The 12,953-nt window shown below is 66.7% G+C and carries 11 protein-coding genes; 8 read left to right on the forward strand and 3 right to left on the reverse strand.

Annotated features, from left to right (window positions below; all coding sequences use genetic code 11):
* Genes U9J23_RS07830 through U9J23_RS07840 form a run of 3 tightly spaced genes read right to left on the reverse strand, consistent with a single transcriptional unit; the run spans position 1 to position 3,457 of the window.
* A complete protein-coding gene (locus U9J23_RS07830) occupies positions 1-1,290 on the reverse strand; it encodes an NtaA/DmoA family FMN-dependent monooxygenase (protein WP_085469537.1) in 1,290 nt (429 codons plus the stop codon).
* Entirely contained in the window at positions 1,290-2,594 is a 1,305-nt protein-coding gene (locus tag U9J23_RS07835) for a multidrug effflux MFS transporter (RefSeq protein WP_085469538.1), read from the reverse strand. Before U9J23_RS07835 ends, U9J23_RS07830 begins: the two co-directional genes overlap by 1 nt.
* Positions 2,591-3,457: a hypothetical protein gene (locus U9J23_RS07840; protein ID WP_272268975.1), complete on the reverse strand. Its 867-nt coding sequence runs from the start codon at positions 3,455-3,457 to the stop codon at positions 2,591-2,593. The genes U9J23_RS07835 and U9J23_RS07840 overlap by 4 nt, the downstream gene beginning before the upstream one ends.
* A 301-nt stretch (positions 3,458-3,758) precedes the next feature.
* Here U9J23_RS07840 and U9J23_RS07845 point away from each other — a divergent pair, with 301 nt between their 5' ends.
* The 8 genes from U9J23_RS07845 to U9J23_RS07880 all read left to right on the forward strand — a co-directional run bounded on the left by U9J23_RS07845 (position 3,759) and on the right by U9J23_RS07880 (position 12,929).
* Positions 3,759-4,496, forward strand: coding sequence for a UTRA domain-containing protein (locus U9J23_RS07845; protein ID WP_080597656.1), 738 nt, complete (start codon positions 3,759-3,761; stop codon positions 4,494-4,496).
* A 362-nt stretch (positions 4,497-4,858) separates the two neighbouring features.
* Positions 4,859-6,004, forward strand: coding sequence for a sugar ABC transporter substrate-binding protein (locus tag U9J23_RS07850; RefSeq protein WP_272268974.1), 1,146 nt, complete (start codon positions 4,859-4,861; stop codon positions 6,002-6,004).
* Positions 6,005-6,024: 20 nt separating this feature from the next.
* A complete protein-coding gene (locus U9J23_RS07855; RefSeq protein WP_016692089.1) occupies positions 6,025-7,041 on the forward strand; it encodes an ABC transporter permease in 1,017 nt (338 codons plus the stop codon).
* Positions 7,038-8,561: a sugar ABC transporter ATP-binding protein gene (locus tag U9J23_RS07860; protein WP_016692088.1), complete on the forward strand. Its 1,524-nt coding sequence runs from the start codon at positions 7,038-7,040 to the stop codon at positions 8,559-8,561. Before U9J23_RS07855 ends, U9J23_RS07860 begins: the two co-directional genes overlap by 4 nt.
* Before the next feature lie 81 nt (positions 8,562-8,642).
* Complete coding sequence (locus U9J23_RS07865; protein ID WP_085469544.1) at positions 8,643-9,956, forward strand: NtaA/DmoA family FMN-dependent monooxygenase; 1,314 nt, start codon at positions 8,643-8,645, stop codon at positions 9,954-9,956.
* Entirely contained in the window at positions 9,956-10,792 is an 837-nt protein-coding gene (locus U9J23_RS07870) for an alpha/beta fold hydrolase (RefSeq protein ID WP_326602212.1), read from the forward strand. The genes U9J23_RS07865 and U9J23_RS07870 overlap by 1 nt, the downstream gene beginning before the upstream one ends.
* Positions 10,774-11,664, forward strand: a complete 891-nt coding sequence (locus U9J23_RS07875; RefSeq protein ID WP_272268971.1) for an LLM class flavin-dependent oxidoreductase — start codon at positions 10,774-10,776, stop codon at positions 11,662-11,664. The genes U9J23_RS07870 and U9J23_RS07875 overlap by 19 nt, the downstream gene beginning before the upstream one ends.
* A complete protein-coding gene (locus tag U9J23_RS07880) occupies positions 11,661-12,929 on the forward strand; it encodes an LLM class flavin-dependent oxidoreductase (protein WP_326602215.1) in 1,269 nt (422 codons plus the stop codon). The genes U9J23_RS07875 and U9J23_RS07880 overlap by 4 nt, the downstream gene beginning before the upstream one ends.
* Positions 12,930-12,953 lie beyond the last annotated feature (24 nt).

Consider the following 12,953-nt stretch of genomic DNA (forward strand, 5'->3'; position numbering starts at 1 on the left):
TCAGAAGGCGAGCAGGTTCTCGCGCAGAGTGTGGTAGTCATAGTCGGCGCGGATCAGACCGCGTCGTCGGAGCTCGGGCGCGAGCCCGTCCGCGATCCTGTGGACCGTGCGGGGGATGATCGGCGCCTGTACGAGGAAGCCGTCACCACCGACTTCGGCAGCCACTTCCGACATCTGATCGGCGACGGTGGGTACGGATCCGACGAAGTTGAAGGCTCCCGTGGATCGGGTGCTGACGATCTCGCGCAGGGTGCGGCCTTCCGAGTTGCGCAGGTGATGGGCGGTCGTGGCGCGCGCAGCGTTGGTCTCGATCTCCGGAACGGGTGCGTCGAGATCGAACTTGCCGAAGTCGATCCCGCTCGAGAACGACAACATCGCGAGGTTCGCTTCGATGTTCGCCTCCGAGGCCGCCCGCATCTGCGCGTCCTTCTCCTGTGCGGCACGGTCGGAGTCCTCGAGGACGAACGAGGCGAGGAACAGGATCTTGACCGAGTCGGGGTCCCTGCCGGCTTCCTGAGCGAGCTCGCGGACGGTCTCGCGGAACTTCTTCATCGTGGGCACGTCACCGGCCTGGGCGATGATCGTGTCGGCATGTCGTGCACCGAATGTCATGCCGGCTTGTGACCCTCCCGCCTGACACAGGACGGGCCGCAACTGGGGACTGGGCGGCAGGTTCAGCGGTCCCCTGGTCCGGTAGTAGGTGCCCTCGAAGTTCGCGTAGTGCACCTTGTCGGCGGAGGCGAACACGCCATTCGCCTCGTCCAGCGTGAGGGCGTCTCTCTCCCAACCGTCCCACAGTGCGGTCGCGGCACGGACCCACTCGTCGGCCATCTCGTACCGGAGGTCGTGTTCGTGATGCTGTTCGAGTCCGAAGTTCTGGGCAGTCCGATCATTGTGTGCAGTAACGAGATTGATTCCGAACCGACCCCCGCTCAGGGTGTCGAGGGTCGAGGCGAGTCGTGCCGCGAGGAAGGGTGGGTAGAACGACGTGGTGACGGTGGCGATGAGACCGATGCGTTCGGTTTCCCGGGCGATCGGAGCGATGAGGGTGAGCGGATCGTGCTTGGGCGCGATGGAGGCGTTGGACAGTGCGTACTCCATCGATCCGCGGAAGGCATCCGGAATGAACGAGCCGTCCTCGAACATCATGTAATCGAATCCGGCACGTTCGAGTGCCTTGGCCGCTTCGATGTAGAGTTCCGGCTCGATCCACAGATCCGATCCGTTTCCGTTCCACGGATCTCGCCAGTTCTGTACCGTGTAGCTGAGAAACCAGCCCATGTGAAACATCAGATCGCTCCTCTCTCTGTGGAATTCAGCGTCCCTGTGGAGTTCAGTCCACAGGCGTTGCTTTGCGTTTGGGCTCCTCCTGTATGTCGGCCGTATTGCGCCGATGCCCCGGATGTGAAGAACGTGAGTGCCGCCAGTGCGCCGAGTATCGGGAGCAGCATCCCGAGGGCGGTGGACACTCCGGCGGACATCATCCCCAGCGCGGGAGCGACGAGTGCGCCGACCGAGAACTGGGCGACACCGACGAGAGCGGAGGACGGCCCGGCGTGCTCGGGGTGCCGGTCCATCGCCATTCCCGTCAAGGGGGGCACCAGAACCCCGTGGAAGAAGATGAGCAGGGTGAAGGAGAACCACAGCACGGGGACCGGAGCCTGCGCGACGAGGACGGTGCAGCAACCGATTCCGATCACCGATTGGGCGACGAGTCCCCAGGAGACGATGGTTCTCGAAGGGATGCGATCGACGAGGCGGGCAGTGGTCTGTGTCCCTATCAGAAGCACCAGGGCGTTCGAAGCGAAGACCAGGCTGAACTGCTGCGAGGTGAGTCCGTAGTCCTCCTGGAAGACGAACGACGCGCCGGCGAGATAGGTGAGCCCAACCCCGCAGACCATGGCGAGCGTCGCGGCGCACCGGACGAAGTGCCGATCCGCGAGGACGGTCCGGTACCCCGTGAGTGAGGCAGGGGTGCGTCCGCCGGCTGGATCCGGTGCTGCCGGTGCCAGCGCACGTGTCTCGGGAAGGAAGAGCGCGACACCGATCAGGCATGCCGTCCCCATGGCGGTGATCAGCCAGAAGATCGCCCGCCAGTCGGACCAGCCGACGATTACCGCGCCCACCACGGGGCCGGTCAGAGGAGCGAGAGTCGTCATCGCGGCGAGGTGGGAGTAGAACTTGGTGAGGCGTGTTCCCTCGAAGAGGTCCCGACCGACCGACCGGGCTGCTACCAGGGCGACGGCTGCCGTGAGTCCCTGGCACACGCGGAACGCGATCAGGATCCCGACGTTCGGTGCGAGGGCGCAGGCTGCGCTCGCCACACAGTACGAGGCGGCGGCGATGAGAACCGGCATTCGGCGTCCGAACGTCTCCACGATCGCTCCGCCGGCCAGTTGACCGAGGATCAGGCCGATGAGCAGAGCCGTCAACGTGAGCTGGATGGTGGACACCCCCGCGCCGAGGTCTGCGCTCATCTCGGGGAAGGCGGGGGTGTAGGCGTCGAGGGAGAAGGGGCCTAGCCAGGACAGTGCGCCGAGGACGACGACAGCGCGTCGATAGGTCATCGGAGGGCGGCGAACGGTGGACGTCATACGGGATGGGAACCTTCCTGGTGGGATGCTGCGTGCATGGGCTCCTGGCGGCGGCAGACCACGCCGTCCGGGAAGCGGGTGCGGTTACCGGGGTCGAAGAGGGGGAGGGGGAGGGGGAGGCAGTTCGCCGAACGGATCCTCCGATACGCCGCGAGGACCTCGTAGATGTTCTCGGACATCCCGATCGGGTGGTTCTCGGTGAAGTTGCGCAAGTGGAAGTAGACGTCGGAGATTGCGATCGTTCGCGGACCTCCTCCGTCGCCGAGAGGGTCGACGTCGATCTCGAGGCAGAGCGACGCGCGGTGGTGGCCTCCGGTCCACCAGGCCCGAATGCCCGGTGCCAGGGTGGTCTCGTCGCGGATCAACCGGAGTGAAGCGCGACCGGCACCGGTGAGATAGGAGACGGCATCGGCGGGCAGTGTCGTCTCGGGACGGTCGTGGGGATGATCGGGGCAGGAACGGAAACTGTCCCATCCCGCTCCGGCCATCCAGATCGTGGCGTTGGGGAACGACATGATGTGATGCGAGGTGTAGAGGCCGAGCGGGGTCAGGATCATATCGGTCACGTCCTCGGGACGGATCCCGTAGCGCGCGAGCACACTCGGCGGGGAGGGCCCGTCACGACCGATCACGGTCCCCATCGAGGCGCGGTAGGCGGCGTTCGTCTCCGAAAGGTCCTCGGGAAATCCTGTATTCACCAGAACGATGCGATTCTCGCCGGTGATGAGAACACACTGGAAATCCAGCTCGTGCCGTATCAGATGATCCCGTCCCCAGAAGACCATGGAGCCCGGGAAATCCCCGCGGCCCGACGAGATCAATCGGATGTCGTATCTTCCGGTCAACGTGGCCGAGAAAACCATGGGTGCTCCTGACGGCCTCGAAGACCGATGTCGATTCTTGTGGAATATCGATTCGTGCAGCGTGTCGGCGTGATGCGGATACCGGCCGACAACCGGAACTGTGGGTGTCGATGGTTGCCGTACCGGAATATCGCGGTAACGGCCGCATTGCGCCTTGCTCCCCGGCCGCAGGATCCTGTTAACCGGAACACATGCGTGGGGCGAAAGTCCTTCGTAACCCGTGCGAAACGACCGTCGGATAGAAAATGCACGTCGGGCGTTGAGCCCGGTCGGTGTTCCAGGAGGCACAGTGCAGCAGGACATGCGTCGCGACGATTCATCAGTGCGAGGTTCGACGAATCAGACACGCCGCGCATACGGCTTGATCCGATCGTTGATCAGGTCGGGTTTTCTCGTCGACGACGAACAACTCGTCGAGGACCGCCTCGTCAAGACCATGGGTATTCCGCGGGCCCGGGTCCGGGAGGCACTCCAGCAACTCGCGGCCGACGGACTGGTGGAACGGCGCCGGCGTACGGGAACCCGAGTGCGGCAGGAGTATTTCCAGGTCCCCGTCGATGACATCCTGCCATGGCACACCCCGCCCGGTTTCGCGGTGCGGCAGACCGACAATCGCGTGGTGCCGTCGGGGCCGTCCATCAGGACGCGGCTCGGAACCCACGACACCCGTGTGGGACTCGTCGAGCACGTCTTCGAACACGTGACGAGTTCCGGCGTGGAACCGTTGGGGGTGCGGATGGCCTACTACCGCGAGCAGTACGAGCAGCCCAAGGTGTGGCAGCGTTGCCCGAGTCTTGCCGACGCCTTCGCGCTGGTCTACGGCGTCCCGTTGGGCAAGGTGGACACCGTGATCGATGCCGTCGCCTGCGACACGGACACCGCCCGCGTACTCGGCCTGCGCGAGGGTTCCCCCGTACTCATGCGCGAACAGCTCCTGCGCGATGTGGAGGGGACCGTGCAGGAGTACACCTTCTCGTACTACCGGGCCGATCGCGTGTCCTTCCCGCTCGGCACGGCACCCGAACGGGTGGGACAGTGACCCGTACCTGACGATCGGCTCGGGAGGACGTGCCCGCATTCCGAAAGGAATGCGGGCATCTTCCTTTTCAGGGGAGTGCCGCCCCGGCGAATAGGGGAGCGCTCTCGGCGGATTGACCGGATGCCGGATCGAGCCCGGACCGGCCGACCCCGTCGACCTGCACGAATCGCTCACCGGATGCAGCACCCGGGAGGGTTACACGGCGAAATCGACGCGCAAATGCGTCGACCAGGCGGCGAAATCGATGCCGCGTTGACTGAGCGTCGTCACTGAGGCGAACGAGTTGTGGTGTCGCCGTGAACTCGATCCCGTGCCCGGCCGATGGACTGCATCGCGGGCGTGTAGCTGGAACCGGAGAACGCATGAAATCGCTCAAGCATACGGCCGTCGGGGCCCTCTTCCTCGGTGCGTCGCTCGCACTGTCCGCCTGCACGGCGGCCACCGACGTCGGATCGGACGACACTTCGGACAGGACCCTCTCCGCCTCGGCGCAGGAATGCGTCGACGGCGTGCAGGCGCGTCTCGCCGCCGCGACCGCTCCGTCCGAACTGATCGCCCCGACCGCACCCCTGGACCTCGCCGCGCTCCAGGGCGACACCATCTGGTTCATCACCGTGACGATGAACCAGTTCTCGGTGGACATGGTCGAAGGTGTCGAGGAAGCCGCCGAGGCCGCCGGGATGAAGGTGGTCCGCTTCGACGGTCAGGGCATGACCAACCGCTTCAACGAAGGCATCGAACAGGCCGTCGCGCAGAAGGCGGCCGGCATCATCCTGGTCGGTATCGATCCGAGCGTGGTGTCGTCGGCGCTGGCCTCCGCCGAAGCCGCCGGCATCCCGGTGCAGAACACCCTCAACTCCGATCCGGACGACGCGGTCCCGTCGGGCATGTACGGCAACCTCACCGCGGACTTCAGCGCCGACGGGGCAATGGCCGCCGACTGGGTCATGGCCGACAGCGGCTGCGCCGGGAACCTGGCGATCATCTCGTCCACCTCGGTCACCGTGTGGGACTACCTCGCCCAGGGTGCGAAGTCGCAGATCGAGGCGGAATGCCCCGACTGCACCGTGACGATCATCGACGTCGACGTCGCCAACGTGGCGACCGACGTCGGCAGCCAGCTGCAGACCACGCTGCAGCGCCAACCCGACATCGACTACATCTTCCCCGTGTGGGACAGCGCCGTGACCTACGTCGACCCCGTGCTGGCCGCGGCCAACTCCAAGGCCAAGGTGCTCAGCCGCGACGGTCTGCAGCCGAACCTCGACGCGATCGCGGGCGGTTCCGGCCAGGACATGGACATCGCGACCCCGCCCGCCGGCTGGATCGGCTGGCTGGCCGTCGACGACCTTGCCCGCGCGATCCTCGGTGAGAGCGCCCCGGGCTACGTGATCCCGACCCGCGTCGTCGACGCCGACAACGTGGGTGATGCGAGCGTCGAGTCGATCGCGCCCGAATACTCGGACTACCAGGCGGCATTCGTGTCCGCGTGGTCCTCGGCTCAGTAATCGGCCGAACAGGAGATCCCATGACGACTTCCGCCACGACCCCCGACACGACGCTCACGGAGACGGTATCCCCCGTGACGAAGAGTTCTTCCCGCTTCGACGGGGCGTTCGAACGCTGGGCCCTCGTCGGCGCACTCGGACTGCTCGTCCTGCTGTGTGTCGCCACCCTCCCTCAGTTCCGCACGGCATCGTTGTTCACCACGATGCTCAACGCCCAGTCACTGGTGCTCCTGCTCGCCCTGACCGCGACGATCGTGCTTCGGCTCGGAGATTTCGACCTGTCCATCTCGCAGACGATGGTGGCGACAGCAGCGATCGTGGCCGTGATGACGAAGAACGGCTATCCGGCCTACGTTGCGATCCTCACCGCCCTCGCCCTCGGCGCGCTGGTAGGAGCCATCAACGCACTCATCGTGGTGCGTGTGGGTGTCGACTCGTTCGTCGCCACACTCGGCTCCTACACGGCGCTGGCAGGTTTCGCGTACCTGATCACCGACAGCCGGATCGTGGCCGGCGTCCCCGACGGTTTCGTGAACTTCTCCCGCTCGCAGTTGCTCGGCCTACCGATGATCACCTGGTACGCCTGGGTGCTCGTGGTGGTCCTCTGGTACGTCTACCAGCGCACGCCGCTCGGCCGGTACACGGTCTTCATCGGGGGCAACCGCGCCGCGGCACGGTTGGCCGGCATCTCCGTCGACCGCATCCGGACCTCGGCGTACATCGTGTCCGGTCTGATCGCGGCCTTCATCGGTATCTGCTTCGCCGGATACTTCGGAGCGGTCGACCCGAGCGTCGGCGCCCAGTACATGCTGCAGCCCTTCGCGGCGGCCTTCCTCGGCGCGACCGCGATCACCGTGGGCCGGTTCAACGCGTGGGGCACCGTCGCTGCCCTCTACCTGCTGACCGTCGGCATCACCGCACTCCAGTTGCTCGGCGCGCAGACCTGGGTGACCAACGTCTTCTACGGACTCGCGCTCATCGTGTCCGTCACTGCCGCCAAGCTGGTCGGCAAGCGCCGGGCAGGAGCCCGGACATGACGGCACTCAACGTGGTCGGCCTGCGCAAGTCCTACGGCGGCGCGGTCGCGCTCGACGGCCTGAACCTGCACGTCCGCCCCGGCGAGGTCCACGCTCTGCTCGGCCAGAACGGTTGCGGCAAGAGCACACTGGTGAAGTCGCTGACCGGGGTGGTGACGCCGGACGAGGGTTCGGTCGAGGTGTTCGGCCGCACCCTGACCGTGCCGGTGGATGCTCCGCACGAACACGGCATCGCCGTCATCCACCAGGACATCGGGCTGGTCGACGACATGACCGTGCTCGAGAACCTGGGAGCGAACGCCCGATACGGTGCCCGCCTGCTGGCCCCGGTGCGGGTCGGACGGGAGAAGGCCGTCTACCGGGAACTGATGAACCGGCTCGGATTCGACTTCCCGCTCGACGCCCAGGTGTCGACCCTCAGCCCCGCCGAGCGCGCCCTGCTCGCGGTGGTGCGGGCCATGCGCCTGATGGACGGCAACACCGACGAGCAGCTGTTCATCCTCGACGAGCCGACCGCCGCTCTGCCCCGTCCCGAGGCGTCCCGGCTGCTCGCGCTCATGCGGCGCGTCGCGGACACCGGTGCCGGCGTGATCTTCATCAGCCATCGGCTCGCCGAGGTCATGGAGGTGTGCGACCGCGCGACGGTGATGCGCGCCGGCCGCGACGTCGTCGAGGTCGCGATCGAGGACACGAGCCGCTCCGAACTCGTCGCCCACATGCTCGGCCGGCGCATGGACGACTTCTACCCGGCCCCTCCCGGCGTGGAGTTCGGCGCCCCGCGCCTGACGGTGCGGGGACTCACCGGCCGGCGCGTCACGGACGTCGATCTCACGGTCCGCGCCGGCGAGGTCGTCGGCGTCACCGGCCTTGCGGGCATGGGGCAGGAGGAACTGCCGATGCTCCTGGCCGGGGACGAGAAGCCCACCGCCGGAACCGTCGTGGTGGACGGAACCGAACTGCGCGCGAGTGATCCGCGGCAGGCGATCGACCACGGGATGACCCTCGTCCCGGGGAACCGGCTGCGTGACGGATGCTGGGTGGAAGGCACCGCCGAGGAGAACGTGATCCTTCCCGTGGTGCACCGGCACCGGCGCTGGAAAGGGCTGGACATCAACGCGATGCGTGAGCGTGCCGCCCGGCTGATGACCGAGGTGAACGTCCACCCGAACCGGCCCGAACTGCCGATGTCCGCCTTCAGCGGCGGCAACCAGCAGAAGGTCGTGTTCGCGAAATGGCTGCAACTGGACCCCAAGGTCCTGCTCCTGGACGAACCGACCCAGGGTGTGGATCCCGGCTCGGCCAAGGACCTGCTCGCCGACGCGATGGCAGCAGCGACGAAGGGCGCGGCGGTGGTGGTGTTCTCCGGTGAACACGAACTCCTCGCGGCCGTGTGCCATCGGGTGCTGGTGCTCCACCACGGCCGCCTGATCGACGAACTGTCCGGTCCGCGATTGACCGAGCAGCAACTGCTCGAAGCGTGCGAGTCCCCGGCGGACGACGCACTCCTGGCAACCCACTGACCCCGCCGTCGGATCCCGACGGCACCGACTCCGGGTCCCGCGACAACGGGACCGCGTTCGACGAAGAGAAGGACCACGAACATGACTGCAGATCCGTTCCGTCTCGGCTGGTTCGGCAACCTTGCTGCCCCCGAATGGAAGTCGCCGTACAGCGGCATCGACGCCACCACCAACTACTTCAACGGCCGCTTCTACGTCGACATGGTCCGGAACCTCGAGCGGGCCGGCTTCGACTTCCTCATGATCGAGGACTCGCTCATGGTGAGCGACATCTACCGCGGCACCGCCGAGATCGAACTCAAGCACGCCCGCTACGCACCGAAGATGGACCCGGTTGTGGCAGCCTCGATGCTCGCCGCCGCCACCGAGCACATCGGCATCATCGCCACCGCCTCGACGACCTTCTACCACCCCTACCAGCTGGCGCGGCAGTTCGCGACACTCAACAACCTCACCGGTGGCCGAGTGGGCTGGAACATCGTGACCTCCAGCGAGGACCTCGCCGCCCAGAACTACGGCCTCGACAAACTGCCGGAACACGATCTCCGGTACGAAATGGCCGAGGAGTTCGTCGACGTCGCGATGAAGCTGTGGGGATCGTGGGAGGACGGTGCGATCCTCGCCGACCCGGAGAGCGGCTACTACGCCGACTACAAGAAGGTCCATCCGATCCACCACGAAGGTCGCTTCTACAAGTCGCGCGGACCGCTGAACGTTCCTCCGGGACCGGGTGGGCGTCCGGTCTTCTGCCAGGCAGGCGGATCGCCGCGCGGACGCGACTTCGCCGCCAAGCACGCCGACATCATCCTCACCATCCCGCACGGCGTGGAGGGAGCGAAGGAATACCGCGCCGACATCCGTGCCCGAGCGGCCAAGTTCGGCCGCAATCCCGACGACATCAAGGTGTTCTCGGTGGTGTACCCGATCGTCGGTGAGACGGAACAGGAGGCCAAGGAGAAGAACGCCGCCTGGTACGCCCGCAAGGAACACAACTTCGAGGTCCAGATGGCGCACTTCGCGGCGACCATGGAGATCGACTTCTCCCAGTTCGACCCGGATCAGCCGATCCCCGACGACGTCTCGACCAACGGCCACCAGAGCCAGCTCGAGGTCTGGCGCAAGCAGCTCGGCGGTCGCACCATCCGCGAGGGCTTCAGCGGAATGCGCGTCCAGACCACCGAGATGGTCGGTACCCCGGATTCGATCGCCGCGCAGATGGACGAGTTCATGCAGGAGGTCGGTGGCGACGGTTTCCTCATCTACGGACAGCCCATCAGCCGCCAGTCGATCGCCGAGATGACCGACGGTGTCGCTCCCGCGCTGCAGCGCCGCGGCCTGTTGCGTACCGACTACGCCCACTCCACGCTGCGCGAGAACCTCCGCTCGTTCAGCTGATGATGTATCGCATCTATGTCGACACGCCGTGCGGGCAGGTTCACGCCCGCACGGCGGGGTCGGGCCCCGAGGTCGTGCTCCTGCTGCACCAGACGGCCTCGTCGTCGGAGATGTACGAGGCGTTCGCCGCGAGGTTCCTCGAGGCCGGTCACGGCGAGCGCTACACGCTGATCGCCCCGGACACTCCGGGCTTCGGGATGTCCTTCGCCCCACGTGAGCAGTACGCCCTGCAGTGGTGGGCCGACGACATGATCGCGCTGCTCGACGCCCTCGGTGTCCAGCACGCGCACCTGCTGGGGCATCACACCGGCGCCGCGATCGCAGCGACGATCGCAGCGCGTCACCCCGGCCGGACCGCGAGTCTGGCGATGATCGGAGCGGTGGCCATGTCGCCCGAGGACCGTGCCCGCTGGCACGCCCGGGTCACGGCGATGACGCCGGCCGCCGACGGTGCACATCTGCTGACGGCCTGGGAACAGGTCGGAACGATCGATGCGGACCTCGCGTTCGCGCCGGACGTCACCCTCCGGCATCGCGAGGTGGTGGACAAGCTCCGGGCCGGAGTGCGTTGGCACGAAGCGTATCTCGCGGTCTTCTCCACCGATGTCGGTGCTCTGCTGGAGGCCGTCGCGGCCCCGGCGCTCCTGCTGTGTGGCACCTCCGACGTGCTCCATCCCTACGTCCCGGAAACGAGGCGGGCGATCCCACACGCACGGTACGTCCCCCTCGAGGGCGGCGGATACATCCTCGACCAGGATCCCGCCACGGTCCTCGAGCACTACATCGAATTCCTCATCGACGTCTCCGAGGAGGTCGAATGCCCACCAGCCCGATAGCCGTGTGGTTCCTCGAACCCGGCAACGCTGCGACGATGCTCCGCACCGTCCTCCACCTCGATCTCGCCGGTGCCGATGCGGTGGTCCTTCCCGGCGAGGCGGACTGCCCGGAGGCGTTGTTGCTCGCTGCGGCTGCCTCACGGCGTGCGCCGCGGATCGGTCTCGTCGCGGAGATCTCGCCGTGGAGCCAGCCGCCTTTCCTCACCGCCCGAGCCCTGGGCACGCTCGACGCCCTGACCCGCGGCCGCGCGGGATGGTTCGTCTCCGGTCGCGACACCGGCACCACCTGTTCCGACGACAGTGGACGCTGGTCGGCCGGCACCGCGACCGCGGCGGAACGGCAGGACGCGCTCGCCGACTATCTCGCCGCGACCGCTGCGCTCGGCAACTCGTGGGAGCCCGACGCTCTCGTCGCGGACGTGCCCTCCGGGCGGTACGTGGATGCCGACTGCGTCCATGTCACGAACTATCACGGTCCCTACTTCTCCACCCGCGGTCCGCTGAACGCGCCCCGCCCACCACAGGGACGCGCGGTGCGCTTCGCCGAATATCGGCCGAACGCAGCAGAATCGGACGTCGCCGACGTTCTCGTCGTCGGATCCGAGGAGGACATTCCCGCCGCGCGGGCGAGCGCGGATCGCGTGTTGTTGAAAGTCGCGGGGGAGGCCGCGGCCGCACCCCCGGTGACCTCGGCCGACGGCTACGCCTTCTGCGGCCTCACCGCCGACCGGCTGCTCGGGCAGGTGCTGCACGAAACGCTCCCGGCGCTCGTGCCCGTTCCGAGGGGTGGTCTCCTCCGCGACCGATTCGGTCTGAGCGCATCCGATTTCGAGTTCGTCCCGTATCACGCCGAACAGGAGGTACCGGTATGAACGAGCCGATGACGCTCGGATGGTTCGTCAACTACATGCCCACCGGATGGAACCGGCCCTGGGCGGGACCGGATCCGCGGGCATGGACCGGCGGCAGCTTCTACGTGGACATGGCCAAGGCCCTCGAACGCAGTTGCATCGACTTCGTCATGCTCGAGGATTCGAGCGTCGTTCCGGAGAACTTCGGTGGTGACATGGTCGCGGAGTTCAAGGCCACCGTGAAGGCCCCCAAACACGATCCGCTTCCGCTGGCGGCGGCCATCTCCCAGGAAACCAGCCGCCTCGGTGTGGTGACCACCATGAGTACGAGCCTGTACCCACCGGATCGGCTGGCGCGGATGCAGGCGACGCTCGACGAACTGTCCGACGGCAGGAACGGGTGGAACATCGTCACCTCGTTCGAGGACCTCGCGGCGCGGAACGTCGGGCTGGAGAAGCTGTGGGAACACGACGAGCGCTATCTCCGCGCCGACGAGTACCTCCGCGTGACCTCCGAGATGTGGTCGGGTACCGACGGAATCGACTTCGATGGCCGCTACTACCGGGTGAACGGCCCGTCCGCCCCCATGAGTCGGCAGGAACGGCCGGTCCTGTGCCAGGCCGGTGGATCACCCGCGGGCATGGATTTCGCAGCCGAATGGGCCGATCTGATCGTCTCCGTCCCGGTGGGCATCGACGCCATGAAGAAGTACCGGGACGGCATCCGGGAACGGATCGAACGCAGCGGCGGCGATCCGGACCGGTGCCGGGTGCTCTACATGGTCACACCGATCCTGGGGGAGACCGACGCCGAAGCGGCTGCGAAACGCGACCGCATGTACTCGCCGGAGTCGGACAACTTCCTGCGCCGGATCGTCCAGCTGTCCAACATCTCCGAGATCGACTTCTCGACGTACGATCTCGATGCACCGATTCCCTCTGACGCCACCACCAACGGGGCACAGAGCATCCTCGACACGATGAAGCGGCTGACCGAGGGATCCTCGCTCCGGCAGGTCCTCGGAAGCACCGGCGAATCGACCTCCCTCGACCTGGTCGGAACGCCGGCGACGGTCGCGGACCGCATGGAGGAAGCGATGGAGATCGTCGGCGGCGACGGTTTCCTGCTCTTCCACGGTGGGGGAGGCCTCATCACCCGGCGTTACCTCGACGAGGTGCTCGACGGTCTGGTCCCCGAACTTCAGCGCCGCGGACTCGCCCGGAACGAATACGCGGAGGGCACGTTCCGGGAGCGCCTCGCCCGGTCGGTCCCCACCGGCGGATAGATCGAGTTTTCCGCGGTATCACTG

The organism is Rhodococcus sp. PD04 (assembly GCF_035918275.1).
Taxonomy (GTDB): Bacteria; Actinomycetota; Actinomycetes; order Mycobacteriales; family Mycobacteriaceae; genus Rhodococcus; species Rhodococcus rhodochrous.